Source organism: Saccharopolyspora erythraea, from assembly GCF_018141105.1.
Lineage (GTDB): Bacteria > Actinomycetota > Actinomycetes > Mycobacteriales > Pseudonocardiaceae > Saccharopolyspora_D > Saccharopolyspora_D erythraea_A.
The window spans coordinates 1,869,461-1,896,213 of record NZ_CP054839.1; the positions used below are offsets into that span (position 1 = coordinate 1,869,461).

Genomic DNA, 26,753 nt, shown 5'->3' on the forward strand with positions numbered 1-26,753 from the left:
AACGACACCGGAGGCCGAAGCTCTCCGGTGTCGATTCTCGCTCATCGCGGCGGCGGGACCGCATCCCCACGACGCGGACCGCGCGGGCCGTTCAGCGGCGCATGAACGGCGGGATGTCGACGTCGTCGTCGTTGTCGTCGGTGACCGGCACCGCCCGGTTCGGCAGCGAGCCGCTCATGCCCCCGTGGGACGGGTATCCGCTGCCGCCGGTACGGGTGGGCACCGACACGCTCGGCCCGGCTCCGTCGCTGCCGAGGACCGCGGAGCGCTGCGCGAAACCGCCGCGCTGGTCGGTGGATTCGCGCTGTTCCGGCTGCGGCTGGGGCCGCTCGGGCTCCTGGTGCTGCGCCGGTGCGGGCGCCTGCTGCTGCGGCGGCTCGGGCTGCGGCTGCGGTTCCGGCTGGGCCGGAGGCTGCGGGGGCGCGGGCTGCTGCGCGACGGGCTCGGGCGCCGGGGCCTGCTGCGGCGGCGCGGGCTCGGGCTCCGGCTTGCTGCCGACGACCTGGCCCTCGGTGACGCGGCCCGCCTCGCCGGAGGCGACCGCGTCGCGGGAGCCGACCTTGGTCGGTTCGAGCTTCTTGTGCGTCGGGGTGCCGGCGTCGAAGCCCGCGGCGATCACGGTCACCCGGACCTCGTCGCCCAGCGAGTCGTCGATCACCGTACCGAAGATGATGTTGGCCTCGGGGTGCGCGGACTCCTGCACCAGCGAGGCGGACTCGTTGATCTCGAACAGGCCCAGGTCCGAACCGCCCGCTATGGCCAGCAGCACGCCGTGCGCGCCCTCCATGGACGCCTCCAGCAGCGGCGAGTTGATCGCCTTTTGCGCGGCCTGCACGGCTCTGCCCTCCCCGCGCGCCGAGCCGATGCCCATCAAGGCGCTGCCCGCCCCGGACATGACGCTCTTGACGTCGGCGAAGTCGAGGTTGATCAGACCGGGGGTGGTGATCAGGTCGGTGATGCCCTGGACACCGGAGAGCAGGACCTCGTCCGCCGAGCGGAAGGCGTCCATCAGGCTCACGCCGATGTCGCCGAGCTGCAGGAGCCGGTCGTTGGGGATGACGATCAGGGTGTCGCAGCAGTCGCGCAGCTCCTTGATGCCCTGCTCGGCCTGGTTGGCGCGCCGCTTGCCCTCGAAGGAGAACGGCCGGGTGACCACGCCGATGGTCAGCGCGCCGAGCTTGCGCGCGACCGAGGCGATCACCGGTGCGCCACCGGTGCCCGTGCCGCCGCCCTCGCCCGCGGTCACGAAGACCATGTCGGCGCCCTTGAGGACCTCCTCGATCTCCTCCTTGTGGTCCTCCGCCGCCTTGTGGCCGACCTCCGGCGCCGCGCCCGCCCCCAGCCCGCGGGTGAGCTCCCGGCCGATGTCGAGCTTGACGTCGGCGTCGGACATCAGCAGGGCCTGCGCGTCGGTGTTCACCGCGATGAACTCGACACCCTTGAGCCCGACCTCGATCATGCGGTTCACGGCGTTGACGCCGCCACCACCGATGCCGACGACCTTGATCACCGCGAGGTAGTTGTGCGGGGGCGTCATCGGATCCGCCTTCCTGATCGTGGCTCTGTGCTCTGGTGCTGATTCGACAGCCGGACTCTCGACGCCCGGGCGTTGTCAACCCCGTGCGGACGGTAGGCATCCCGATGCCTTTGAGTCCAGCAGCCACGCCGCGTGCCCTACCAGGTGTGTCGCGGCGCGCACAGAGCCGAGCTCGGTCCTCCCCTTGTCCGGTTCGCACGCCGGAGCGTGATCACCACCGAACACCGTACCCCGCGGGTGACGGCTGGGGACCAGGCACCGCGAGGTCGGGTTCGCGAGATTCGGCGAAAACACGACCGGAGGTGTCTGATTTGGCCGCGAGCATCGGTTCCACTGGTGAACAGCACGACGAACGAAGGGGAACCGACCGATGAACGCACCACTGCACGGCAGGGTCGCGCTGGTGGCGGGAGCGACCCGCGGCGCGGGACGGGGGATCGCCGTGGAGCTCGGCGCGGCGGGAGCCACCGTGTACTGCACCGGACGGAGCACGCGGGAGCGGCGCTCGGACTACGACCGCCCGGAGACCATTGAGGACACCGCGGAGATGGTGACGGCCGCGGGCGGACGGGGCGTCGCGGTGGAGGCCGACCACCGCGAGCCCGACCAGGTGCGTGCGCTCGTCGAGCGGATCGACGCCGACTGCGGCAAGCTGGACGTCCTGGTCAACAACCTCGGCGGCGAGAACCTCACGGACTTCGGCGGGCCGCTGTGGGAACGCTCGCTGGACAACGGGATCCGGCGGCTGCGGGTGAGCATCGAGGCGCACATGATCACCAGCTTTCACGCGCTGGGGCTGCTGCACCGGCGTCCGGGCGGGCTGTCGGTCGAGATCACCGACGGCACCGCCGAGGTCGACGGCGAGCACTACCGCGCCGAGACCGGCGCGTTCTTCGACGTCGCCAAGTTCACCGCGCACCGGATGGCGTGGGTGCAGGGCCAGGAGCTCAAGGCGCACGGCTGCACGGCGGTGTCGCTCACACCGGGCTGGCTGCGTTCGGAGCTGATGCTGGAGCTCTTCGGGGTCGCCGAGGAGAACTGGCGCGACGCGACGGCCGTCGAACCGCACTTCTGCATCTCGGAGTCCCCGCGCTTCGTCGGCCGTGCGGTCGCCGCGCTGGCGTCGGATCCGGATGTCGCGCGCTGGAACGGGCAGTCGCTCTCCAGCGGCGGGCTGGCGAAGGTCTACGGCTTCACCGACCTCGACGGCACGCAGCCGGACAGCTGGCGCTACGCCGTAGAGGTCACCTACGCGGGCAAGCCCGCCGACGACGCGGGATACCGGTGAACGCCCCGCTGCGCGGCAAGGTCGCGCTGGTGGCGGGGGCGACCCGCGGAGCGGGCCGCGGGATCGCCGTGGAGCTCGGCGCGGCGGGCGCGACGGTGTACTGCACCGGTCGCAGCACCCGGGAGGGCCGCTCGGAGTACGACCGGCCGGAGACCATCGAGGAGACCGCCGAGCTGGTGTCGCGGGCCGGGGGTGAGGGCATCGCGGCCCGGGTCGACCACCTGGAGCCGGAACAGGTCCGCGGCCTCGCCGAGCGGGTCGACGCCGAGCGGGGGCGGCTGGACGTGCTGGTCAACGACATCGGCGGCGAGCACCTGATGGACTGGCACAAGCCGATCTGGGAGCAGTCGCTGGACAAGGGGCTGCGCAGGCTGCGGCTGGGCATCGACGCGCACATGATCACCAGCCACTTCGCGCTGCCGCTGATGATCCGCACGCGCGGCGGCATCGTCTTCGAGGTGACCGACGGCACCGCCGAGGTCAACGAGAAGTACTACCGCAGCGAAGGCGGGGCGTTCTTCGACCTCGCCAAGTTCTCCGCGCACCGGCTGGCCCGCGCCCAGGCCGAGGAGCTGGCGCCCCACGGCTGCACGGCGGTCTCGATCTCGCCGGGCTGGCTGCGGTCGGAGATGATGCTCGACGCCTACGGCGTCACCGAGGAGAACTGGCGCGACGCCACCGCCCGGTCGCCGCACTTCGCCATCTCCGAGACACCCCGCTACGTCGGCCGCGCCATCGCGGCGATGGCCGCCGACCCCGACGTGGCGCGCTGGAACGGGCAGTCGCTCTCCAGCGGCGGACTGGCGAAGGTCTACGGCTTCACCGACCTCGACGGCACGCAGCCGGACGCCTGGCGCTACTGCCTGGAAGTCGAGTGGGCGGGAAAACCCGCCGACGTCACCGGCTACCGGTAGCGGACGTGGCGCGGTAGCCGATCCGGCCGGCTACCGGTAGAGGGCGGTGAGCCGGGAGGCGCTCTCGGTCATCCGCTCGCGCAGCGCGGCGGGTTCGACGACCTCGGCCTCCGGGCCGAGCTCGAGCACCTGGTGGTAGGCGATGTCCAGGGACTCGACGGGCAGGGCGAGGGTGAGCCAGCCCTGCCCGTCGGGCTCGCCGGCGCCGTCGACCGCCTCGGCCACCCCGACGCGGTCGCCGGTGGCGTTGAGCTTGCGCAGGCCGTCGGGGCTGACGCGGACGGTGATGCGCGTCCGCAGCAGGGAGCGCGCGAACTCCGCCGACCGGTCGGCCCAGAACCCGGGCAGGTCGAAGGCGGTGTCGCGGTCGAAGGCGGCGTCGCCGACCTCGACGCGGTCGAAGCGGTCGACCCGGTACACCAGGAAGCGCTGCCCGCTGCGCGCCGCCAGGTACCAGACACCCGCCTTGAGGACCAGCCCGTACGGCTCGAGGTCGCGCCGGACCTCCTGCTCGCCGCGCCGGTACCACGCCGCGATCACGCGGTCGGACCACACCGCCCTGGCGACTTCCGCCAGCCGCGGCGGGGTTTCCGGCTCGCGGAACCAGCGGGGCGCGTCGAGGTGGAAGCGCTGCCTCACCCGGGCGGGCGCGTCGCGGAAGGGCGGCGCGAGCGCGGCCGAGGCCTTCAGGCGCGCGGCCGCGACCGCCTCGGACAGACCCATCTCGCCCGCAGGCCCGGGCACGCCCGCCAGGAACAGCGCCTCGGCCTCGGCGCGGTGCAGCCCGGTGAGCCGTGAGCGGTACCCGCCGACCAGCCGGTACCCGCCGCCGCGCCCGCGCTCGCTGTAGACCGGCACCCCTGCCTCCGACAGCGCCAGCACGTCGCGGGTGACGGTGCGCTCGGAGACCTCCAGCTCCCGCGCCAGCTCGGCCGCGGTCATGGTCCCCCGGGCCTGGAGCAGCAACACCAGTGAAATCAGTCTGGACGCACGCATCTCACCGCGGAGACTACGACCGCCCACCGACACCACGTGCCGGTTCCGCGCAGGTCACTTGAGGCCGGTGGTCTTCAGCGACGCGACCAGCCAGCGCTGGCCGACCAGGAACACCAGCACCGTCGGCAGCGCGGCCAGCATCGCCGCGGCGATGACGTAGTGCTGCTTGGACGCGTACTGGCCCTGCAGGGAGGCGATGCCGACCTGCACGACCCGCAGCGACTCGTCCTGGGCCACCGCCAGCGGCCACAGGAACGAGTTCCAGTTGGCCAGGAAGAACAGCACCGCCAGCGCGGCCAGCATCGGGCGGCTCAGCGGCAGGATCACGTGCCAGTAGATCCGCCAGTGCCCGCAGCCGTCGAGGTGGGCAGCCTCCTCCAGCTCGCGCGGCACGCCGAGGTAGAACTGCCGGAGCAGGAAGATCCCGAAGGCGTTGAACAGCCCTGGCACGATCAGCCCGGCGTAGGAGTCGACCATCCCCAGGCCGCGCACCACGATGAACAGCGGCACCAGGATCACCGGCAGCGAGATCAGCAGGGTCGCGACGACCGAGGCGAAGGCGAACCCCCGGCCCCGGAAGGCCATCCGGGCCAGCGCGTAGGCGGCCATCGAGTGCAGGAACAGCGCGATGGCGGTGACCGTGACCGAGATGAACGCGCTGTTGGCCAGGTAGCGCAGGAACGGCACCTCGGTCAGCACGTAGACGACGTTGTCGAGCGTCAGCTCGCTCGGCCATCCCGCCGAGTACAGCTCGGACTCCGGGCGGAACGCGGCCAGCAGCAGCCAGAGCAGCGGCGCGACGGTGGCGAACGCGATGACGTAGGCCGCCACCGCGCGGCCGGTGACCCGGTTCTCCCGCGCCGGGCCGGGATTCCGGCGCTGCCGGACCGCATCGGTGGACTCGGGGCCCGTTGTCCGGTTCTCACGCATCGAATCGCCCTCCCCGCGTCAGCGCGAACAGGCCCGCGGTCACCGCGCCGAGCACCAGCACCAGCAGGGCGCAGATCGCCGCGGCGTAGCCGAAGCGGCCGAACTGGAACGCCTGTTGGTAGGCGTAGAAGACGATGGTCGAGGTCGAGTTGGCGGGTCCGCCCGAGGTGGTCACGAAGACCAGGTCGAACGCCTGCAACCCGGTCACGGCGTTGATGGTCGCGGTGACCAGCACGAAGAAGCTCGTCGGCCGCAGCATCGGCCAGGTCACGTGGCGGAACCGCTGCCACGCGCCCGCACCGTCCACAGTGGCCGCGTCGTAGTACTCGCGCGGGATGTCCTGCAGACCGCCCAGGAAGATCAGCATCTGGTAGCCCATCAGGAACCACACGCTGATCAGCACCAGCGTGAACAGCGCCAGGCCAGGGTCGCCCAGCCAGGAGATCCCGTCCAGGCCGACCGCGGCGAACATCCTGCTGACCACGCCGGTCTTGTCGGTGAGCATGAACTGCCACATCAGGCCGATGACGACCAGGCTGCACGCGTTGGGCAGGAACAGCGCGGCGCGCACCGCGCCGACGCCCGGGAACCGGTCCTTGACCAACAGCGCCAGCCCGAGCGCGGCGAAGAAGGTCAGCGGCACGAACAGCACCGCGTAGGTGGCCGTGATGCCGAAGCTGCGCCAGAGCAGCCCGTCTCCGGCCATCAGACGGAAGTTGTCCAGTCCGGCCCAGCTCACGTTGCCGAACCCGTCGACGTCGAACAGCCCGACCACCAGCGCCAGCGCGGTCGGCACCGCGACGAACAGCAGCAGGCCCACGCCGTCCGGGGCCAGGAAGGCGAAGGCGGCGGCCGAGTCGTCCCGGCGGCGGCCGGTGCGGCGGGCCGGGGATCTGGTCGCGGTCGGCTCGGTCAGCGTTGCGCTCATTGGGCTCCAATCAGCGGAGATCCCAGCTCCGGCCGTGGGGAGGAAACCTCTCCCGAAAGCCCTTCCAAGCGCGCAGCGAGGCATGGGATCGCGAGCAGCGGCGGGTGAACTACGCCGCCGCCTCGGCGATGCTCACCGCGTGGAAGAAGACCGACGACCTGACGTTTCTCAACGAGGTGTCGTCGGTGCCGTTGCAGCAGGCGCTGCGGCATCTGCAGAGCGCGTTCGCGTCGTTCATCGCCAAACGAGCGAGGTACCCGCGTTTCAAGTGCCGCAAGAAGTCCAGGGCGTCGGCCGAGTACTCCCGGTCGGCCTTCCGGTGGCGTGATGGTCGATTGTCGCTGGCCAAGATGGTCGAGCCGCTGAACATCGTGTTGTCGCGGCCCCTGCCAGAGGGTGCGGAGCCTTCGACGGTCACGGTGTCGCGAGACGCCGCTGGCCGTTGGTTCGTGTCCATCCTGGTCGAAACCAGCGTCGAGCACCTGCCCGCCACCGACAACGCTCTCGGCGTCGATGCGGGGATCGAGTCCCTGGCCACCTTGTCGACCGGGGAGAAGATCGCCAACCCTCGGCACGAACGCCGCGACCGGAAGCGCCTGGCAAAGGCTCAACGGGACCTCCACCGCAAAGCCAAGGGCAGCAACAACCGGGAGAAGGCAAGCCTCAAGGTCGCCCGCATCCACGCACGGATCGCCGACCGGCGGCGAGACCACCTGCACAAGCTCACCACTCGACTCGTCCGTGAGAACCAAACGGTCGTGATCGAGGATCTCAACGTGTCGGGCATGCTCGGCAACGGCAAGCCGGCGCGTGCGATCTCCGATGCTTCGTGGTCGCAGTTCCGCTCGATGCTGGAGTACGAAGCCGCGTGGTACGGCCGTGAGGTGATCGCGGTCGATCGGTGGCTGCCTTCGTCGAAGACATGCTCGGTGTGCGGCCAGGTCGCTGACGCGATGTCGCTTCGCGTGCGGTCGTGGGTCTGCACCTGCGGCGCGGACCATGACCGCGACGTCAACGCAGCGCGCAACATCTTGGCCGCCGGACTGGCGGTTGCAGCCTGTGGAGACGGTGTAAGACCCGCCCGGCGAAAGCCGGAACGGCAACTGTCGGCGAAGCAGGAAACCCAACCCGCGAGGGTCGGGACCTACGGCCTTCGGGCGTGTAGGGGACGTCAATGGATCGCCGCTCCGTCGTAGGTCGACAGGAAGGTGTCGATCTGCTCGGCCGCACCGGCCGCGGCTTCGGCGGGGTCGCCGCCGTCGAGCTGGCAGGACTGCAGTGCGTCGGAGATCGCGCGGTAGACCTCGGGCGGGTAGCGGGGTTCCGGCCGCGCCTCGGCCATCACCTGGTCGGCGAAAACCCGCATCGGCCCGTCGCCGAAGGCGCCGCGCTCCTCGGCCGCGCGGCGCACCGAGTAGCGGGGCGGCAGGTTCGACTTGGCCTCGGTGTTCCAGCGGCGCATCCGGTCGATGCACGAGGGTTCGAAGCTGCCGAGCGCCCAGGCGACGAACTCAGCGGCGGCCTCGGGGTTGGCGCCCTTGGCGTTGGCCACCAGCGCCCAGCTGCCCAGGACCGTGGTGTAGGCACCGCCGGGCGGGGCGGGCATCGGGACGACGCCGTAGCGGAAGTCCGGTGCCTGCTCGGCGATCTCGGCGATGCCCCAGATCCCGGTCTGCTGCATCGCGCAGAAGCCGTCGGCGATGTTGGAGATGGTGTCGTTGCCGCCTTCGCCCTGCACGCGGCGCGGCGCCGAGCCCGCGCGCACCGCGTCCTGCCAGAACCGCAGGGCGTCGTGCACTCCCGCGCCGTTGAACGCCGCGCGGCGCTGATCCGGGGTGAACACCTCTCCACCGGACATCCACATGCACTGGTACCAGGTGAAGTTCTGGTAGTAGCCGGGATTGGTCTCGAAGAGCATGCCGAAGCGCTCCGGGGTGGTGAGCCGTTCGGCGAGGCCCAGCAGGTCGTCCCAGGTGCGCGGCAGATCTCCTTCGGAGAGCCCGGCTTGCTCGAACGCGCGCTCGCCGTAGTACAGCGCCAGCGGCTCGATCTCCATCGGCAACCCGTAGACGCGCCCGTCGACCAGCCGCGTTTCCAGCACCTCCGGCAGGAAGTCCTCGCGTGCGCCGGGCGGCAGGTGCGGGGTGATGTCGGCCAGCGCTCCCCCGTTGTAGTAGCGCAGGAAGTCGCCGGGGCTGAGCAGGAAGACGTCGGGACCGGCACCGGCGCTGAACGACGTCTGCAACGTGGGACCGGCCTTGTAGTCCTTGTTCGGCACGTAGCGCAGCCGGACCTTGACGTCGTGGGTGGCGTTCCAGTCCTCGGCGAGCTGGACGAACCAGTCGCTCTGGCTCTTGGTCTGCCCGCCCGGCCCGTAGAAGTTCCACAGGCTGATCTCGCGGGGATTCCGTCGCGGCGCGCAGCCGACGAGCGCGGGCCCGGTGACGGCGGCCGCCCCGACGCCGCGCAGGAAACCGCGGCGGCTCAACCCCGGACCGGACTCCGTCACCATCGCGCCCCCAACGCCTGGAGAAAACGATTGCTGACGCTATGGCCGTGTCGCGCGCCCCGTCAATGCGCCAACCGGGTAAGCGGACCCCGCTCCGCATGGGCTTTGATCTTGAAGCGGCGAAGCCGCTTGGCCCGCCCCCGCAACCGGCACCGCCGCGCACACCCGCTCCTGCGATGCCCTCACGGGTTGACGCTGGCGAAGAAGCGCTCGATGCGCTGCTCCCCCGCCCCGCGCAGGATCTCCTCCGGCCTGCCCTGCCGCAGGATCCGGCCGTGGTCGACGAACACGACCCAGTCGGCGATGTCGCGCACGAACCGGAGTTCGTGGGTGACCACCAGCATGGTCCGGCCTTCTTGCGCCAGGTCCGACATCACCGACAGCACCTCGCCGACGAGTTCGGGGTCCAGCGCGGAGGTCGGCTCGTCGAACAGCAGCACGCTGGGCCGCATCGCCAGCGCTCGTGCGATGGCGACGCGCTGCTGCTGCCCGCCGGAGAGCTCGTGCGGATACCGTTGCAGGTGCTCGGAAAGCCCGACCTTGCGCAGCAGTTCCAGCGCGTTGGCCCGGATCTCGTCCGGCGCGCCGACGCGCAGGTACGCCGGCGCCAGCATCACGTTCTCCAGCACCGTCTTGTGTGGAAAGAGGTTGAAGCGCTGGAAGACCATGCCGACGTCGCGCCGCTGCTCGGCGAGCTCGCGGCTGCCCGCCGGGCGCCCGTCGGCCCGCCTGCCGATGGCCCGCCCGTTGACCTCCACGGTGCCCTCGTCGGGCACCTCCAGGTGGTTGACCACCCGCGCCAGCGTCGACTTGCCCGCGCCCGACGGGCCGATGACCGCGACGACTTCTCCTTGGTGCACGGTCACGTCGATGCCGTCGATGCCGCGCCGGTCGCCGAAGTGCTTGCGCACCCCGCGCAGCTTCACGACCTCCCGGCCCGAGTGCGGCACGCGCCGCCGGGCGATGCGCGGCGCGCCGATCACGTCCATGTCGGCGCCCTGCACGACGGGCGACCGGTCGCCGCGGACGCGGCGGCGCACGTCGAGCCGCCGCTCGACGAACGCGCGGACCTGGTCGAACAGCGTCACCAGCACCACGTAGAAGATCGAGACCGCCAGCAGCGTCTCCAGCACCTTGAAGTTCTGGGTGTAGAGCCGCTGGCCGACCAGCAGGATCTCGGCCAGCGAGATCGAGCTGACCAGCGAGGTCAGCTTGAGGATGGTGATGAACTGGTTGCCCAGCGAGGGAAGCGCGACCCGGAACGCCTGCGGGATCACCACCAGCCGCTGCACCCCGCCGTAGGGGATGCCCAGCGCGCGGGCCGCCTCGCCCTGCCCCACCGCGACCGACTTCAGCCCGCCGCGGTGGATCTCGGCGATGTATGCGGTCTCGCTGAGCACCAGTGCCACCAGGCCGACCACGAACGGGCTGCCCAGCACCGGCCGCAGTTCGGGGATGACCTGCGGGAGGTTGTAGATGAAGATCAGCAGCACCAGCAGCGGCAGACTGCGGAAGAACCAGACGTAGGCGGAGGCGGGAACGCTCAGCACCCGCAACTCGGACCGCTTGAGCAGCGCCAGTCCCATGCCGAGCACCGTCGCGATGCTCCACGCCAGCACCGCGAGCACGGCCACCATCAACGCGGCGTTCCACAGTTCGATGTTGCCGAACAGGCCGACGGTGTAGGCCCAGTCGAAGCCGAAACCGTCGTCTTCCCCGGGCGTGCCCAGGTTCGCGCGGACCAGTTCCGGATCGACGGGGCGCAGGTTGTAGCGCTGGAGCAGGCGGTCGTACTCGCCGGACGCCTTCAGCTCCTCGAATGCCTTCGTCACCTGCTCCTTCAGCGCGGGGTTGCTGCGCGCCAGCCCGATACCCACCGAAGTCGGGTACAGCAGCCCGGAACTGGTGATCACCAGTCCGCGGCCGGAGTGGTCGACCGCCGCCTTGGCGACCGCCGCGTCGGTGGCCTGCACGTCGAGCTGTCCGGCGATCAGTGCCTGCGTCGCGACCGGATCGCTGGCGAACTCCCGCACGTCGATGCCCGGCCTGCCCTCGCGGACGCACGCGGCGCTGGCCTGCTCGCGGAGCTGGGTGACGATCTGGCCGCCCTTGATCACGCCGACGCGCTGACCGCACAGCTCAGCGGGCCCCGCGGGGCGCAGGGGCGAATCCGTGCGCACCACGAGGGAGTTCCCGGTGGTGAAGTACGGGACGAAGTCGATTTCCTTCGCCCGTTCCGGAGTGATGTAGAGCGCCGAGATCGCCACGTCGTAGCGCTGCGCCTTCAGCCCGGCGATGAGCTGCTCGAAGCTGGTGTCGACGAACTCCGGGCGCAGCCCCATCCGCTGCGCCAGCGCGCGGTCGAAGTCGACGTCGAAACCCGACGGGCGACCGGAGTCGAAGTAGTTGTACGGCGGGTAGCTGAGGTCCACGCCGACGGTCAGCCGGTCGGGCGCGACCAGTTCGGGCCTGCCGCTCGCGCCGCCGCTGGAACATCCGGCCAGCAGCAGACCGATCAGGAACAACAAGCCGAGCCTGGAGGTCAGTTCCCACCTCATGCGCGCCGTTTCAGCTCCCCGGGTCGTGTCACCGGCAGGGATTGTGCTCCGCACCGTGGTGGTGCCGTCCAGTCCCGCGCGGCCGATCGCATTCCAAACGTGATCATTCCAGCACGCTCCGGGGTCGGGGCGGTTCCGGCGGAAATCGCGGTACGTTCGCCCCGGGCCGAGCCGATCGGCCCAGGACACGGCGAACGGAGTGATCGAGTTGAACGATCGGGCAGCCGCGTACCAGGCCACCGCCGGTGGCCCGCTGGATGTCGACACCGCGTTCTACGACCGGGTGGCGGTGCGCGCGGGCGCGCACGAACTGGTCGAGTCCTTCGAGATCCCGATCAGGTCCGGGCGCGCGTGGCACGTGCCCGCCGGCCACCTGTGCCGGATCGTGACGGTCACCGGCCCGCAGGTCGGCGACCTCAACGTGTGGAACGCCGCCGACCCGCGCGAGCGGATGTGGGCCTCCCGCACCCGGCAGCTCCAGCGCGCGCACATCAGCACCCACGACCGCATCTGGTCCACGCTGCCGTTCCTGCGACCGCTGCTGACCGTGACCGACGACTCGCTGGCCGGCTACGGGGAGGACGATCAGGGCGGGCGGGTGCACGACCTGCTCGGAACCCGCTGCGACCCCTACGTCAACCGGATGCTAACCGGCGAGGACTTCGACTTCCACTGCCATTCGAACCTGGTGCGCGCGGTCCTGCCGCACGGGCTGACCGAGTTCGACGTGCACGACGTGCTCAACGTCTTCCAGTGCACCGGGCTCAACGACGAGGACCGCTACTTCATGAAGGCGTGCCCGGCGCGGGCGGGCGACTTCTTCGAGTTCTTCGCCGAGATCGACCTGCTGTGCGCGCTGTCGACCTGCCCCGGCGGCGACCTGTCGGTGCCGCTGTGGGGCCCGGACGCGCGCGACCCGCTGGAGGTGTGCAGGCCGCTGGGTGTGGAGGTGTACCGGCCGGACGGGGAGCTGCTGAGCGGGTGGTCGTCACCGCCGCGCGCGGCCTACCGGAACCTGCACGGCATCAAGCGTCCTGAGTGGACGGACGTGGGGTGAGTGCCTTCGGCCGAGGCCGGGCACCGTGCTGCCGCAACGGCGGCACGTGTCCGGCGCGGTCGTGCCGTTTCTCCCACGCTTGCGGGAATTCGCGCAAGCGTGGGAAACGGCGCCGTTTTCCTCGCCGTTCAGGAGAAGTGCGGTGGGCCGCCGTGCAGTGCGCGGCGGGTGGCTTCCTCGTCGGCGAAGAAGTCCGGGAGCTGGGGCTCGGTGTCGTAGTAGCGGTGGAAGACCGGGGTCTGCCCGCCCGACATCGGCGGCACGATCCAGCTCCAGTCCGCCGGGCACTTCCGTCCGGCGGCCTCCTCCCGCCGCACGTGGGTGAGGAAGCGCTCGGACTCGGTGTGGTGGTCGGTGACCGTCACCCCGGCCTCGTGGAACGAGTGCTGCACGGCCCTGGTCAGCTCCACCAGCGCCCGGTCCTTCCACAGCGTGTCCGGCCGGGAGGTGTCCAGGCCGAGGCGTTCGGCGACCACCGGCAGCAGGTCGTAGCGACCGGGGTCGGCGAGGTTGCGGGCCCCGATCTCGGTGCCCATGTACCAGCCGTTGAACGGCGCCGCGGGGTAGGAGACGCCGCCGATCGACAGCCGCATGTTGCTGATCACCGGGACCGCGTGCCAGCGCAGCCCGAGCGCGCCGAACCACCGCAGGTCCGGATGCCTCAGCGCCACCTCGCTGATCGCGTCGCGCGGCAGCGCGAACATGTGCGCGCCTTCCTCCGCCGTCTCCACGACCAGCGGCAGGACGTCGAAGGCGCCGGGCTCGCGCGGCGGGTGCCAGCCGAAGCTGCGCACGGCCGCGGTGAAGCCGCGGTAGCGCGGATCGCCGAGGACGCTGCCGTCCCGGCGCTCGTAGCCGGCGTAGCGGATCAGCTGCTCGTTCCAGATGCGCGGGGCCGGGCGGCTCGGCGTGTCCGGCGGGAAGATGCTGATCACGGGACGGATCTTGCCGCCGTTGGTGGCCTGGCGCAGGTGCTGCACGCAGTGCCCGGCGACGTCGGCGACGGTGTGCACGTCGCGCAGGTCCCGCACCTTCAGGCTCTTCCAGTACAGCCTGCCGATGCAGCGGGCGCTGTTGCGCCACGCGACGCGCGCGCCGAAGGCCAGCTCGGCCTCGGTGTGGCGGTACGTGCCGACCGTCTCGACCTCGTAGCGCATGCGGTCGATGCGATACTGGAGGGAGCCGGAGTCGCGGTTCTCCGCGTGGAACAGCCGCAGGAACTCCTCGGCCTCGGCCATGTCCACCGGCGGAGCGCCCGCCGGACGGCGGCTCGCGACGCGTAGCCGCCGGGTGGGCGCCGCCGCCCTGCCCGCGCCGGAGAAGAACGACTCCGGAGCCTCGCCACTCACCCTGAACACAGGTCACACGTTAGCGTGACGGAAACGATCTTGATCGGCAGCTCAGGCGGTAGATGAACGTCGCCCAGCACGGACGGTCGAAGATCAGAACGGGACCGTCCGGGTCCTTGGAGTCCCGAGCCGCCACATCTTCGCCCACGAACGCCACCTCGACGCAGGCACCGTTGTTACCGCTGCGGCTGGACTTGCGCCAGCTCAAGCTGGCCCGATCGGCTGGCACGCTGCTCGCCTCCGCGTCAGGCGCCGATCAGCGAAGCGATCAACGCGAGCGAATCATATATGTGCTGCCCTGACCTCGATCCTGGAGAAAGGCACAGCCTCAGAGCCGATCCTTCCGCGCCAGGACCGTGACCGGGATCCGTAGCGACCTTGGTCAGCAGTTCAGGCGCGCCACGAACGCCGTCCAGCGCGAGCGGTCGAAGACCAGAACGGGACCATCGGGGTCCTTGGAATCACGGGCCGCCACGCCCTCGCCCACGAACGCCACCTCGACGCACTCTCCCTGGTGGTTGCTGTGACTCGACTTCCGCCAGCGCGCGTGCAACAGGTTGGCGTCGACCATCGGAACCCCGATCAGGAGAACTCGTCGGCCCGGTCGCGGATCAGCGACAGCGACTCGCGCGGGCTCGACGCAAGCTTGCGAACCTCTTTCGCAATCATCGTAAACGTGTCGACAAGCCGCTGGTCGTCGGAGTAACAAGCGCCGATCGCCGGATGCTGCTGGACGTAAACGGCGGGATCGAACTCGGCGAATTCCAAGAGGGTGAACGCCCCGTCGACAGCCGCGTGCGGGCCAGCCGCGGTCGGCAACACCTGGATGACCACGTTGTCCCGCTTGCTCATCGAGGCGAGGTGTTCGAGCTGCTCGCGCATGACTTCCGGCGAACCGACCGGACGCGACAGCACGGACTCCTCGATGAGCGCGACCAGTTCCAGCGGTTCGTCCTCGCTCAACCTGTGCTGCCGTTCGAGTCGAAGACCGACGACGAGTTCGCGCTGTTCTGGCGCAACCATCGGACTCCGGTCAGTCAGCGCGCGGATGTAGCTTTCCGTCTGCAGCAGACCGGGCAGCACGCCGTGCGCATAAGTGATCTCACGTTCAGCTTCACCTTCGGCGCCGACGAGATCGGCGAACCAGTCCTCGACGACATCAGCGAAGGGCGCCCACCAGATCGGCTCATTGGACCGCTTCGCCCACTTCACCAGCCGTTCGGTCTCGATGTCAGACGCTCCGTAGAAACGGAGCAGGTCCCGGACGTCACGCCACTGCAAGCGATGTTTTCCGGCCTCGATGCTGGAGATCTTCGGTTGCGTGCAGCCGAGTTCCCGGGCAGCTTCCGTCGTCGTGATCTTGCGCCCGTCCGGACCCGGCGTTGCCTCGCGCAGTGTGCGCAGCTCGCGGCCGATTCGCCTCCGCAGCCAACCCGAGTCCGTCCTCGGCGTCATCGATTTCCTCCTGTCGTAGCCGGCTGTCGTAGCCGGTTGCCCCAGTCCGTCTTAACGGCGCCAACGGCTGCGTCGACAGGAGATCCACCCGATCGAGCAATATCGGTGGCTTTTAAATAGACGAGAACTTCATCGCGATCATCGACATTTGATCCTAGGAGGACGCCGTGCCTGAATTCGACGCCGATGCGCTGGCCCCGTTCGGAACTCGAGAGGAATTCATGGCCGAACTGCTCGATCTGGCCAGGGAGACCGCGCCGAAACTGTTCGCGTTGTGCGAAGAGGTCGGCGACCTCCACCGCGGGCATGTCGAGTACTGGGGCATGGCGTTCGACGACCACGCCGCGATCGTGAGCGCCGCGGGGCGGATGAACGGATCGTTCCGGTCGGCCGAGTCCGCGCGGAGCAGGCTTTCCAGCATCGGGAGCCAGCAGCTGCACCTGATGTGGGTGTAGTGGTGCTGTCCTACTTCGCCACGGTGGGCAGAATCGGGCTGGTCACGTCGTAGACGCGGCCGGGGCGGGTGAGCAGGGGCGTCAGGATCGCGGCCTTGCGCGGCGTCTCACGCACGTCGCCCCACTCCACCTCGCGGTCGCCGCGCAGGTGCAGGCGCAGGTCGCGGGGGTTCTGCGCGATCACCGCCGTCACCTCGGCGCGCACGGCCGGGGGCAGCGCGGTCAGCACGGTCATCGCGGCGGTGATCGCCGGGTCGCCCGGACCGGCGGGGCGCGCCTCCAGCCTCGGCAGCCCGGCCGGGGCCTGCGGCACCTGGTCGAAGGTGACCCCGCCCGCGTCGACGAGCTGGAATCCGGTGCTGGTGACCAGGTAGGCCACCGGCACGCGCTCGGTGACCCGCAGCTGGACCGTCGACGGCCACGCCAGCTCGACCCCGGCCTCGGCGACCTTCGGCACCGCGCGCAGCCGCTCGGCGATCTGCTCCTCGTCGACCTGCAGCATCGGCTTGCCCAGCTCTACCCCGGCCGCGGCCAGGACCTCCTGCTCGGACAGCGCACCGTTGCCTTCGACGCGAACGTCGCGCACGCCCAGCACGGGCGTGAAGTACAGGACGAGCGCGACCACGGTCGCCGCCGCGACCACCCCGGGCAGCAGCCAACGCCGCCACGGCGGCGGCACGGCGGCGGCACGCACCGGCCGGCCGCCGGTGCTGCGGCGCACCCCGGGCCTGGCCGGTCCGCGACCGCGCGACCGCGTCGTCACGCGCGCTCCCCGGGCAGGGCAAGGTCCCCGCGCAGGCCAAGGTTGTCCGGCCCCGGCGAGCACGCGCGCTGCGACAGACCCGGCAACCGGGCCGGACCAGCCACGCCCCGCCGGACCGGTGAGCACGCACGCGGCAGACCTCGCCGGACCGGCGAGCACGCACGCCGCAGCAAGCCCGGCACGGCCGGGCGGCGACCGGCGGTCATGCGTCCTCCTCGTTCGCCCCGCTCTCGCGCTCGACCTCGGCGAGGATCTCCGGGCCGAGCATCGTCACGTCCCCCGCACCCATGGTCAGGACCAGGTCGCCGGGCTGGACGAGCCCTGCCACCAGCGGCGCGGCGGCGGTGAAGGACGGCTCGTAGTGCACCCGCTCGACGGGCAGCGGCACCGACTCGGCGATCAGCTCACCGGTGACGCCCGGCTGCGGGTCCTCCCGCGCGCCGTAGACGTCGAGCACGACGACCTCGTCGGCCAGCCCGAGCGCCGTGGCGAACTCGCCCGCGAACGCCGCCGTGCGCGAGTACAGGTGCGGCTGGAAGACCACGACCAGCCGTCCGTCGCCGACCACCGGGCGCGCCGCGCGCAGCTGCGCGTCCACCTCGGTGGGGTGGTGGGCGTAGTCGTCGTAGACCCGCACGCCGTCGGCGCGGCCCTTGAACTCGAAGCGCCTGCGCACACCGCCGAACGCGGCCAGGCCCTCGAGCAGGCCCTCCAGCGGTGCGCCGAGCTCCAGCCCGGCCAGCAGGGCGGCGACGGCGTTGGCCGCCATGTGCTCGCCGGGCACCGCCACCTGGACGTCGAGCCGGTCGCCGGAGACCTCGACGGTCACGACGCCCGAACCGTGCTCGGGGCGGTAGCCGACCATGCGCGCGTCGCCGTCGGCGGTCACCTCGTGGCCGTAGCGGCGCACCCGCACCCCGGACGCCTCGGCCTGGTCGGCCAGCAGCGCCGCGCCCGGGTCGTCGGCGCAGGCGATGAGCACGCCGCCCGGCTCGATGCGCTCCACGAACCGCTGGAAGACCTCCGTGTAGGCCTCGGCGGTGCCGTGGTGGTCGAGGTGGTCGGGCTCGACGTTGGTCACCACCGCGACCGAGGGCGCGAACACCAGGAACGAGCCGTCGCTCTCGTCGGCCTCGGCGACGAAGACACCGCCGTCGCCGTGGTGGGCGTTGGCCCCCGACTCGTTGAGGTCGCCGCCGATGGCGAACGACGGGTCGAGCCGGCAGTGCTGCAACGCCACGGTCAGCATCGAGGTGGTCGAGGTCTTGCCGTGCGTTCCCGCCACGCAGGCCACGCGGTGGTCGGCCATCAGCGCCGCCAGCGCCTCCGCCCGGCGCAGCACCGGGACGCCGCGCTCCTGCGCCGCGACCAGCTCCGGGTTGTCCCGGCGGATCGCGGTGGAGACCACGACCGCCGTCGGGTCACCGTCGAACTGCTCGATGTTCTCCGCCCGGTGCCCGAGCGCGATTTGCGCGCCCTGCGCCTTCAGCGCCAGCACCGTGCGCGAGTCCCTGGCGTCGGAACCCGACACCTGCCTGCCTCTCGCGAGCAGGATGCGCGCGATGCCGCTCATCCCCGCGCCGCCGATACCGACCAGGTGCACCCGCTCCAACAGCGCGGTCACGTCCGCGGCGGACGGATCAAGGTAGGTCCCACCGGCCGCATCGGTCCTCATCGCCCGGCCACCTCCAGCACGATCTGGGCCAGCACCCGGTCCGCCTCGCGGTGCCCGGTGCTCAGCGTCGCCCGGCTCATCTCCTGCAACCGCTGGGCGTCCAGCGCCAGCGGCAGCAACTCCTCGACGACCCGCTGCGGGGTCATCTGCTCGTCCGGCACCAGCCGCGCGCCACCGGCGCTGACCACCGGCTGCGCGTTGAGCGCCTGCTCGCCGTTGCCGTGCGGCAGCGGCACGAAGACCGCGGGCAGGCCGACCGCCGAGACCTCGGCGACCGTCATCGCCCCGGAGCGGCAGACCACCAGGTCGGCCGCGGCGTAGGCGAGGTCCATCCGCTCCAGGTACGGCACCGCGTTGTAGACGGGCGCGCCCGGGACCTGCTGCACCGCCAGGGTGTTCTTCGGTCCGTGGGCATGGAGCACGCCGACCCCGGCGCGCCCCAGCGCGTCGGCCGCGCCGGAGAAGGCCGTGTTGAGGGTGCGGGCGCCCTGCGAGCCGCCGAAGACCAGGATGGTCGGGGCGTGCGGGTGCAGCCCGAAGTGGGCCCGCGCCTGGGCGCGCAGCGCCGCGCGGTCGAGCGTGGTGATCGACTCCCGCAGCGGGATGCCGATGGTCCGCGCCCCGGCCAGGCCGCTGTCGGGGGTCGCCGACAGCACCCGCTCGGCGAACTTCGCGCCGACCTTGTTGGCCAGCCCGGCGCGGGCGTTGGCCTCGTGCACCACGATCGGGGTCTTGCCGCGCGCGGCGAGGTAGGCCGGCAGCGACACGTAGCCGCCGAAGCCGACGACGACGTCGGCGCCGACCCGGTCGAGCACCTCACGCGTCCGCTTGACCGACTCCCGCACCTTCAGCGGCAGCTTGAGCAGTTCGGGGGTGGGCTTGCGCGGCATCGGCACCGGCGGCACCAGCTCCAGCGGGTAGCCGCGGGCCGGCACCAGCCGGTTCTCCAGACCGCGCTCGGTGCCCAGCGCGGTGACCTGCGCGTCCGGCCGCAGCCGCCGCACCGCGTCGGCCAGCGCCAGCGCCGGCTCGATGTGACCGGCGGTACCGCCACCGGCCACCACGACCGACGGCGCCCGCCGCGCCATGGCGTCGCCCGCGCCGTACCCGGCCGCTTGCTGCCAGCTCAACGATGTCCTCCTCGTGTCTGCGCCCGGGATCCCGGGCCGCTGCGCGCTCCGCGCGCGCGTGCCTCTCCGGATCCCCGGCGGGTGGCTTGTGCCCCCGGGGTCTTCACCCCGGGGCGGCTCGGTGGGGTGGTGGCCCGCGCCGGACGCCGCTTCACCGGCGGCCGGTAGGGCTCTGGGGTGGGCAACCGCAGCAACCGGCCCACCCTGCCCGGTCCCAGAGACCGTAGCGCGGCGATCGCCTCCGGCTCGTGCCGGGCGAAGTTCGCCAGCAGCCCGAACACCAGCATGGTCGCCACCACCGAGGACCCGCCGGAGGAGATCAGCGGCAGCGGCAGGCCGGTGATGGGCAGCAGCCCGACCACGTAGCCGACGTTGATCGCGGCCTGCCCGACCAGCCAGGTCGTCAGGGTCGCCGCGATGAGCCGGATCCACGGGTCGGTGTTGCGGGCGGCGATGCGCATGCCGACGTAGGCGGTGGTGCCGAACAGGACGAGCACCAGCGAGCAGCCGACGAAGCCCAGCTCCTCGCCGATGACGGCGAAGATGAAGTCGTTGTGCACGTTGGGCAGGTACTGCCACTTGGACCAGCCCTGCCCCAGACCGCGGCCGAAGAGGCCGCCGTCGGCCAGCGCGTACTGCGACTGCTGCGCGTGGTAGCCGCGGCCGCTCGGGTCGGAGCCGGGGTCGAGGAACGTCGTCAGCCGCGCCATCCGGTAGTCGGCGACCATGGTCAGCACCACGCCCGCGGTCACCGCGGCAAGCAGGACCACGCCGAAAAGCCGCAGCGGCGCGCCCGCGAACCACATCAGCGCGGCCAGCACGATGAACAGCGTGATCGTCGAGCCGAGGTCGGGCTGCAGCATCACCAGGGCGAACATCAGCAGCGCGCCGGGCACCACGGGCACCAGCAGGTGCCGGTACTGGCCGAGCAGGCCGCGCTTGGTGACAAGCACGTGCGCGCCCCACAGCGCGAACGCGACCTTGGCGAACTCGACCGGCTGGAAGGAGACCCCGGCGATGATGAACCAGCTCTGCGCGCCGTTGACCGTCGCCCCCAGCGGGGTCAGCACCAGCACCAGCAGGCCGAGGCAGGAGGTGAGCAGGATCAGGCTGTACCGGCGCATCAGCCGCACCGGCACCCGCAGGGCGATGTAGAACAGCACCAGCCCGGCCAGGCAGTACAGCACCTGCTTGCCGAAGACGTTGTAGGTCGAGCCCGCCTTGCTGAACGAGTCGACGCTGGAGGCCGACAGCACCATCACCAGGCCGAACACGGTCAGCAGGCCGAAGATGGCCAGCAGCAGGTGGAACGAGGCCAGCGGCCGGGTGAGCCACGCGGTCAGCGGCGAGAACAGCGCCCCCGCGCCGCGCCGGTCGACGCCGCGGGCCTGCCTCGGGGCGGTCTTGGTGGCGGTGGGCACGGCCGGTTTCACCCGCCGTTGGCCGGGGCCACCGAGCCCGACAGCACTTCGCGGACCGCGTCGGCGAACGCGCGGCCGCGGTGGGCGTAGTCGGTGAACATGTCCATGGAGGCGGCGGCGGGTGCCAGGACGACGGCGCAACCGGGCTCGGCGAATTCACCCGCGAGGCGGACAGCGGCAAGCATGCCCGCATCGTCCCCCGACTCCACCTCGCGGACCGGAACATCCGGGGCGTGTCGAGCCAGCGCTTCGGCGAACCGGGCGCGGTCCTGGCCGATGAGCACCACCGCGGCGAGGCGGGGGGCGTTGGCCGCGACCAGGTCCTCGACGTCGGCGCCCTTGAGCAGGCCGCCCGCGATCCACACCACCTTCGGGTGCGCGCGCAGCGCGGCGTCGGCGGCGTGCGGGTTGGTGGCCTTGGAGTCGTCGACGTAGGACACGCCCGCGGACTCGGCCACCACGACCGAGCGGTGCGCGCCGGGCTGGAAGGCGCGCAGTCCCTCGGCGACGGCCTCCGGTTCGACGCCGTAGGCGCGAGCGAGGGACGCCGCGGCCAGCGCGTTGGCCACGTTGTGCGGACCGGCCGGGTGGACGTCGGCCAGCGCCGCCAGGCGCTCCCGGTCGCCGAACGCGCGGTCCACCAGCGCGCCCGCCTCGACGCCGAGACCGCCGGGCGCCGGTTCTGACAGCGTGAAGGACACCCGCCGGGCCTGCGTCGGCGCGCCCGCGTCGGCCAGCCGCACCGACCACTCGTCGTCGGCGTTGTGCACCGCGACCGAGTTGCCCGCGTAGACGCGGGCCTTGGCCGCGCCGTAGGCGTCGAGCGAGCCGTGCCAGTCGAGGTGGTCGGCCGCGAGGTTGAGCACGACCGAGGCGTGCGGCGCGACCGTCTGCGACCAGTGCAGCTGGAAGCTGGACAGCTCCACCGCCAGCACCCGGTGCCCGGCGCGGACCGCGTCGACGACCGGCAGGCCGACGTTGCCGCAGGCCACGACGTCGACGCCGCCAGCGCGCAGGATCGATTCCAGCATGCCGACCGTGGTGGTCTTGCCGTTGGTCCCGGTGACCGCGAGCCAGGTGGCGGGCTCCGGGCGGTCCTGGTCCAGGCGCCAGGCCAGCTCCACCTCGCCGATCAGCTCCACGCCCGCGGCCGTGGTGGCCGCCAGCAGCGGCGACTCCGGCCGCCAGCCCGGGCTGGTGACCACCAGGTCGGTGCCCTCCGGCGGCTCGGTCAGCCCGGGGACCAGCTCGGCGCCCTGCGCCTGCAACGAGGCCAGGGCCACCAGCCGGTCGGACGACGCGTCGGAGACGGTCACCGAGGCACCCGCGGCCAGCAGCGCCTCGGCCGCCGACCGCCCGGACACCCCGGCACCGGCGACCAGCACCCGCAGACCCTCGAACCGACCCGTCGTCAACGATCCTCCACTGCGTCAGTGCGGGCACGCCCGCACCCGGTCGGGACCGCGAGCCGGCTCGCGGTCCCCCACTGCGTACCGCGGGGCGCCGTCCGTGCGCCCCGGCCGGGGACGTGAGCCGCGCTGCCCACGCCCCCCGTGCGGGTCATGCTCCGCCGGCGGTGGCGGTCGCCGAGCGACCCGCCGGCGAGCACTCCCCTAGAAGAACTCGCGCGCCAGCGAGAGCCAGTCCGCGTAGAACAGGCCCAGGCCGAACATCGCGCTGATCGCGGCCAGGACCCAGAACCGGATGATCACCGTGGTCTCGGCCCAGCCCGCCAGCTCGAAGTGGTGGTGGAACGGTGCCATCCGGAACAGCCGCCGCCGCGTCGAGCGGAACACCACGATCTGCATGACCACCGACAGCGCCTCGACCACGAACAGGCCGCCGATGATGATCATCAGCAGCTCGGTGCGGGTGACCATCGACAGCCCGGCCAGCAGGCCGCCGAGGGCCAGCGAGCCGGTGTCGCCCATGAAGATCTTCGCCGGTGCGGCGTTCCACCACAGGAAGCCGACGCACGCCGCCATCGCCGCGCCCGCCACGAGCGCGATGTCCAGCGGGTCGCGCACCGTGTAGCAGGCCAGCGCCGGTCCGTTCGGCGCCGAGCAGTTGTTGCGGAACTGCCAGAACGAGATCACCACGTAGATCGCCAGCACCATCGCCGCGGTGCCGCCCGCGAGCCCGTCCATGCCGTCGGTGAAGTTCACCGCGTTGGACCAGCCGCTGATCGCGATGTAGGCGAAGATCACGAAGCCGACCGAGCCGAACGAGATCACCGTGATGTCGCGGATGAACGACAGGTGCTCGGAGGCGGGCGTGATGCCGTTCTGGTTGGCGAACTGCATCGCCAGGATCGCGAACAGCAGCGACGCCACCAGCTGGCCCACCAGCTTGGCGGTCTTGTTCAGGCCGAGGTTGCGCTGCTTGCGGATCTTGATGAAGTCGTCGAGGAACCCGACGATGCCCAGCGCGGTGGTCAGGCCGAGCACCAGCAGCCCGGAGGCGGTCGGCGGCTCGTCGGTGACCGTCAGGTGGGCCACCAGGTAGCCCGCCCACATGGCGACCAGGATCGCCACGCCGCCCATCGTCGGCGTGCCGCGCTTGGCGGCGTGGGACTGCTGCACCTCCTCGCGGATCTCCTGCCCGAAGCCCTGCCGGGAGAAGACGCGGATGAGGTACGGGGTGAACAGGATGGACACGACCAGCGCCACGGCGGCGCCGACGAGGATGCTCTTCACCGGGCACCCCCGTCCGGGTCCTCGATCAGCGCCTCGGCGACCCGCCACAGGGCGGCCACCTTCGACGCCTTGGCCAGCACGACATCACCGGGTCGCAGCTCGGCGCGCAGCAGCGCGACGGCGGCGTCGACATCCGGCACCAGAACCGACTCCTCTCCCCATGAACCTTCCAGCGACGCACCGTGGTGCATTCCCGCCGCCTGGTCCCCGACGACCACCAGCCGGTCGATGTTGAGCCGGACGGCCAGCCGTCCGATCTCGTCGTGCGCTTGTGCCCCGGCCTCGCCCAGCTCGCCCATCACGCCGAGGACGGCCCACGCCCGGCCGGGACGGCCACGGGTCATGGAGGCCAGCGTCTTCAGCGCGGCGCGCATGGACTCCGGGTTCGCGTTGTAGGCGTCGTTGACGACCGTGACGCCGCCGGCGGTCTCGGCGACCTCCATCCGCCGCGCCGAGACGCGCCGCACGCCGCTGAGCCGGTCGGCGACCTGCTCCAGCGTCGCGCCGAGCTCCAGCGCGATGGCCGCGGCGCTCAGCGCGTTGCCGACGTGGTGCTCGCCGTACAGCGGCAGCGACACCGCCGCCGACCCCTGCGGGGTGACCAGCGTGAAGCTGGGCCTGGCCTGCTCGTCGAGCACGACGTCCTCGGCCCGCACGTGGGCATCGGGCGACTCCCCGACCAGCACCACGCGGGCGCGCGTCCGCGACGCCATCGCCGCGACCAGCGGGTCGTCGGCGTTGAGCACCGCCACGCCGTCGGCCGGCAGCGACTCGACCAGTTCGCCCTTGGCCCTGGCCACCGCCTCCTGCGAGCCGAACTCGCCGAGGTGGGCGTGGCCGACGTTGAGCACGGCGCCGATGCGCGGCGGCGCCACGTCGCACAGCTTCGCGATGTGGCCGACGCCGCGCGCCGACAGCTCCAGGACCAAGTGCCGCGTGTCCTCGTCGGCGCGCAGCGCGGTCCACGGGTGCCCGAGCTCGTTGTTGAAGGAACCGGGCGGCGCCACGGTCGGCCCCATCGGCTCCAGCAGCTGGGCGATCAGGTCCTTGGTGGAGGTCTTGCCGGACGAGCCGGTCACACCGACCACGGTGAGCTCCGGCAGCCGGTCCACCACGTACCGCGCGAGCTTGGCCAGCGCCGCGAGCACCGCGGCGCCGGAGCCGTCGGTGTCGCCCGCCAGCGCCATCAGCCCGGCGGCGTCCGCGGGTACCGGCGGCACGATCACCGCGGGGGCGTCGACCTCGCGGGCCGCGAGCACGCCCGCGGCGCCGTCTGCGACGGCCCCCGCGGCGAAGTCGTGGCCGTCCACCCGTTCGCCGGGCACGGCCACGAACAGCCCGCCGCTGGCCACCTTCCGCGAGTCGAACTCCACGCTCGCGGACACGATCTCCGATCCATCCGCACGATGGAGCCTGCCGCCCACCGCTTCCGCGATGTCAGCCAGGCTGAGCCGGATCACCTTGCCTCCTCGTCGCCCTGCCCCCGATGGACTTCGGTGTCTCCCCCGTCGGCGTGGGCAGCGCCCAGCCGCCTGCGCAGGGCGGCGGCGAGCTCTTCCCGATCGGAGAAGGGATGGACCACGCCCGCCACCTCCTGTCCCGTCTCGTGCCCCTTGCCCGCGACCACGACGATGTCGCCGCTGGACGCTCGCGCCACCGCCTCGGCGATGGCCTCCCGCCGGTCGCCGCGCTCGATGACCTCGCCGCGTTCGGCGGCGGGCACCGCGTCGGCACCGGCGAGCATGGCGGCCCGGATGTCGGCCGGGTCCTCGCTACGAGGATTATCGTCGGTGACGATCAGTAGTCCGGACCGGCGTGCGGCGGCCTCTCCCATCAGCGGCCGTTTGGCGACGTCACGGTCTCCTCCGCAGCCCAGGACCACGATCACGCGGCCCTCGGCCTGTGCACGCGCCGCGTCCAGCACCGCCGCGACCGCACCCGGCTTGTGGGAGTAGTCGACCACGGCGGTGAAGTCCTGCCCCAGCGCGACCCGCTCCATCCGGCCCGGCACGTCGACCTCGGCCAGCCCGCGTTCGATGGCCCAGGTGGGGACCTCCGCGGCGTGCAGGATGCCGATGGCCAGCAGCGCGTTGGCGATGTTGAACGGTCCGGGCAGCCGCAGCCGCATCCGCAGCGAGAGCCCGCCCGGGCCGTGCGCGGTGAACTCCTGCTCGCCGGTCGGGAACGCCTCGACGTCGGTGGCGGTCCAGGACGCGTCGCCGGTGGTGGAAACCGTGATGGTGCCGGGCTTGACCAGCTTGCGGCCCCAGTCGGTGTCGGTGCAGACGACCTCGTGCTCGGAGCGGCCGTCGAAGAGCAGCGCCTTGGCCTGGAAGTAGTCGTCGAGGTCGCGGTGGAAGTCCAGGTGGTCCTGGGAGAGGTTGGTGAACCCGCCGACGGTGAAGCGGGTGCCCGAGACGCGGCCGAGCGCGAGGGCGTGGCTGGAGACCTCCATCGGCACGTGCGTGACGCCGTGCTCGACCATCACCGCCAGCAGCGCCTGCAGGTCGGGGGCCTCGGGGGTGGTGAACGCGCTGTCCAGGCGCTCACCGGCGATGCGGGTCTCCACGGTGCCGACCAGGCCGGTGGTGAAGCCCGCCGCGGCCAGCGCCGACTCGAGCAGGTAGGTCGTGGTGGTCTTGCCGGAGGTGCCGGTGACGCCCAGGATCCGCAGCTGTTGGGAGGGCTCGCCGTAGATCTTGGCTGCGGCGGGCCCGAGCGCGGCGCGCGGGTCGTCGTGCACCAGCAGTGCGACCCGGCCCGCGCTGACCTCCGGGTGGTCGAGCAGGTCCGCCCGGACCACACCGGCCTGGTCCGTCAGGACCGCGACCGCGCCGGCGTCCAGCGCGGTGGCGGCGAAGTCGGCGCCGTGCACGCGGGTTCCGGGAAGCGCGGCGAACATGTCGCCGGGGCGCACGTGCTGAGCTCTGAGCGTCGCGCCCGCCACCGGCCGCCCGGAGGGGCCCTGACCAGGGGCGCGAAGGATTCGCGCGCCGATGAGCTCGGCTAGCTGTTCGGTGTCCACCGGCTCGACGTTCGTGGGGCGAGGCGGGGCTGTCGCGACCGCGGAAGGCACGTCGCGACAGGCTACC

23 protein-coding genes and 1 pseudogene are annotated in these 26,753 nt (G+C 71.7%); 5 read left to right on the plus strand and 19 right to left on the minus strand.

The genetic code is table 11. From position 1 onward, the window contains the following. Positions 1 to 91: 91 nt before the first annotated feature. Complete coding sequence (ftsZ, locus tag HUO13_RS08640; RefSeq protein ID WP_211900905.1) at positions 92 to 1,537, minus strand: cell division protein FtsZ; 1,446 nt, start codon at positions 1,535 to 1,537, stop codon at positions 92 to 94. 370 nt (positions 1,538 to 1,907) lie between these two features. On the opposite strand from ftsZ, the gene HUO13_RS08645 reads away from it, so the two are divergent. Both HUO13_RS08645 and HUO13_RS08650 read left to right on the plus strand, forming a co-directional pair. After that, complete coding sequence (locus HUO13_RS08645; RefSeq protein WP_211900906.1) at positions 1,908 to 2,825, plus strand: SDR family oxidoreductase; 918 nt, start codon at positions 1,908 to 1,910, stop codon at positions 2,823 to 2,825. After that, positions 2,822 to 3,739, plus strand: coding sequence for an SDR family oxidoreductase (locus HUO13_RS08650; protein WP_432757826.1), 918 nt, complete (start codon positions 2,822 to 2,824; stop codon positions 3,737 to 3,739). Before HUO13_RS08645 ends, HUO13_RS08650 begins: the two co-directional genes overlap by 4 nt. A 30-nt stretch (positions 3,740 to 3,769) precedes the next feature. On the opposite strand, the gene HUO13_RS08655 is transcribed toward HUO13_RS08650, so the two are convergent. The 3 genes from HUO13_RS08655 to HUO13_RS08665 are packed head-to-tail and all read right to left on the minus strand — an operon-like array spanning position 3,770 to position 6,593. After that, entirely contained in the window at positions 3,770 to 4,735 is a 966-nt protein-coding gene (locus HUO13_RS08655) for a helix-turn-helix transcriptional regulator (protein ID WP_211900907.1), read from the minus strand. A gap of 54 nt (positions 4,736 to 4,789) precedes the next feature. After that, on the minus strand, positions 4,790 to 5,665 hold the full coding sequence (locus HUO13_RS08660; RefSeq protein ID WP_249124546.1) for a carbohydrate ABC transporter permease: 876 nt from the start codon (positions 5,663 to 5,665) through the stop codon (positions 4,790 to 4,792). Next, on the minus strand, positions 5,658 to 6,593 hold the full coding sequence (locus HUO13_RS08665; protein ID WP_211900908.1) for a carbohydrate ABC transporter permease: 936 nt from the start codon (positions 6,591 to 6,593) through the stop codon (positions 5,658 to 5,660). Before HUO13_RS08665 ends, HUO13_RS08660 begins: the two co-directional genes overlap by 8 nt. Here HUO13_RS08665 and HUO13_RS08670 point away from each other — a divergent pair. Beyond that, complete coding sequence (locus HUO13_RS08670; RefSeq protein ID WP_282976246.1) at positions 6,593 to 7,789, plus strand: RNA-guided endonuclease InsQ/TnpB family protein; 1,197 nt, start codon at positions 6,593 to 6,595, stop codon at positions 7,787 to 7,789. The two genes, HUO13_RS08665 and HUO13_RS08670, sit on opposite strands and share 1 nt — an antisense overlap. Here the strand turns inward: HUO13_RS08670 and HUO13_RS08675 are convergent. The 3 genes and pseudogenes from HUO13_RS08675 to HUO13_RS38320 all read right to left on the minus strand — a co-directional run. After that, positions 7,765 to 9,105 carry an ABC transporter substrate-binding protein gene (locus HUO13_RS08675; RefSeq protein ID WP_249124548.1) on the minus strand — a complete coding sequence of 447 codons (1,341 nt, stop codon included), beginning with the start codon at positions 9,103 to 9,105 and terminating at the stop codon, positions 7,765 to 7,767. The genes HUO13_RS08670 and HUO13_RS08675 overlap by 25 nt on opposite strands. 179 nt (positions 9,106 to 9,284) lie before the next feature. Further along, positions 9,285 to 10,091 (minus strand): amino acid ABC transporter ATP-binding protein, encoded by an 807-nt coding sequence (locus tag HUO13_RS38315; RefSeq protein WP_249125060.1) that lies wholly within the window; start codon positions 10,089 to 10,091, stop codon positions 9,285 to 9,287. A 63-nt stretch (positions 10,092 to 10,154) separates the two neighbouring features. After that, positions 10,155 to 11,660: pseudogene (locus HUO13_RS38320) on the minus strand (ABC transporter permease subunit); the annotation flags it as partial. A gap of 208 nt (positions 11,661 to 11,868) precedes the next feature. Between HUO13_RS38320 and HUO13_RS08685 the strand changes: the two are divergent. Next, positions 11,869 to 12,717 (plus strand): urea carboxylase-associated family protein, encoded by an 849-nt coding sequence (locus tag HUO13_RS08685; protein WP_211900910.1) that lies wholly within the window; start codon positions 11,869 to 11,871, stop codon positions 12,715 to 12,717. A gap of 128 nt (positions 12,718 to 12,845) precedes the next feature. Here the strand turns inward: HUO13_RS08685 and HUO13_RS08690 are convergent, their stop codons facing one another. From HUO13_RS08690 to HUO13_RS08705, 4 genes are all read right to left on the minus strand, one after another. After that, complete coding sequence (locus HUO13_RS08690; protein ID WP_211900911.1) at positions 12,846 to 14,075, minus strand: nitric oxide synthase oxygenase; 1,230 nt, start codon at positions 14,073 to 14,075, stop codon at positions 12,846 to 12,848. Between the two features lie 10 nt (positions 14,076 to 14,085). Next, on the minus strand, positions 14,086 to 14,295 hold the full coding sequence (locus HUO13_RS08695; RefSeq protein WP_211900912.1) for a DUF397 domain-containing protein: 210 nt from the start codon (positions 14,293 to 14,295) through the stop codon (positions 14,086 to 14,088). Positions 14,296 to 14,448: 153 nt separating this feature from the next. Further along, entirely contained in the window at positions 14,449 to 14,637 is a 189-nt protein-coding gene (locus tag HUO13_RS08700) for a DUF397 domain-containing protein (protein ID WP_211900913.1), read from the minus strand. 11 nt (positions 14,638 to 14,648) lie between these two features. Next, entirely contained in the window at positions 14,649 to 15,521 is an 873-nt protein-coding gene (locus HUO13_RS08705; RefSeq protein ID WP_211900914.1) for a helix-turn-helix domain-containing protein, read from the minus strand. A 167-nt stretch (positions 15,522 to 15,688) separates the two neighbouring features. Here HUO13_RS08705 and HUO13_RS08710 point away from each other — a divergent pair, with 167 nt between their 5' ends. Next, complete coding sequence (locus HUO13_RS08710; protein WP_249124549.1) at positions 15,689 to 15,976, plus strand: hypothetical protein; 288 nt, start codon at positions 15,689 to 15,691, stop codon at positions 15,974 to 15,976. 10 nt (positions 15,977 to 15,986) lie between these two features. Here HUO13_RS08710 and HUO13_RS08715 read toward each other — a convergent pair whose 3' ends face one another. The 8 genes from HUO13_RS08715 to HUO13_RS08750 form a co-directional block, all read right to left on the minus strand. Beyond that, a complete protein-coding gene (locus HUO13_RS08715) occupies positions 15,987 to 16,739 on the minus strand; it encodes a cell division protein FtsQ/DivIB (RefSeq protein ID WP_249124550.1) in 753 nt (250 codons plus the stop codon). Between the two features lie 202 nt (positions 16,740 to 16,941). Next, positions 16,942 to 18,414 (minus strand): UDP-N-acetylmuramate--L-alanine ligase, encoded by a 1,473-nt coding sequence (murC, locus tag HUO13_RS08720; protein WP_211900915.1) that lies wholly within the window; start codon positions 18,412 to 18,414, stop codon positions 16,942 to 16,944. Beyond that, entirely contained in the window at positions 18,411 to 19,502 is a 1,092-nt protein-coding gene (murG, locus tag HUO13_RS08725) for an undecaprenyldiphospho-muramoylpentapeptide beta-N-acetylglucosaminyltransferase (RefSeq protein ID WP_211902755.1), read from the minus strand. The genes murC and murG overlap by 4 nt, the downstream gene beginning before the upstream one ends. Positions 19,503 to 19,540: 38 nt before the next feature. Next, entirely contained in the window at positions 19,541 to 20,965 is a 1,425-nt protein-coding gene (ftsW, locus tag HUO13_RS08730; RefSeq protein ID WP_211900916.1) for a putative lipid II flippase FtsW, read from the minus strand. A gap of 8 nt (positions 20,966 to 20,973) precedes the next feature. Next, the gene (gene murD, locus HUO13_RS08735) at positions 20,974 to 22,380 is read right to left on the minus strand and encodes a UDP-N-acetylmuramoyl-L-alanine--D-glutamate ligase (protein WP_211900917.1); all 1,407 of its coding nucleotides are present in this window, start codon (positions 22,378 to 22,380) and stop codon (positions 20,974 to 20,976) included. Between the two features lie 198 nt (positions 22,381 to 22,578). Next, positions 22,579 to 23,661: a phospho-N-acetylmuramoyl-pentapeptide-transferase gene (mraY, locus tag HUO13_RS08740; protein WP_211900918.1), complete on the minus strand. Its 1,083-nt coding sequence runs from the start codon at positions 23,659 to 23,661 to the stop codon at positions 22,579 to 22,581. Then, complete coding sequence (locus HUO13_RS08745; protein WP_211900919.1) at positions 23,658 to 25,121, minus strand: UDP-N-acetylmuramoyl-tripeptide--D-alanyl-D-alanine ligase; 1,464 nt, start codon at positions 25,119 to 25,121, stop codon at positions 23,658 to 23,660. The genes mraY and HUO13_RS08745 overlap by 4 nt, the downstream gene beginning before the upstream one ends. Beyond that, a complete protein-coding gene (locus HUO13_RS08750) occupies positions 25,118 to 26,686 on the minus strand; it encodes a UDP-N-acetylmuramoyl-L-alanyl-D-glutamate--2,6-diaminopimelate ligase (protein ID WP_211900920.1) in 1,569 nt (522 codons plus the stop codon). The genes HUO13_RS08745 and HUO13_RS08750 overlap by 4 nt, the downstream gene beginning before the upstream one ends. Positions 26,687 to 26,753 lie beyond the last annotated feature (67 nt).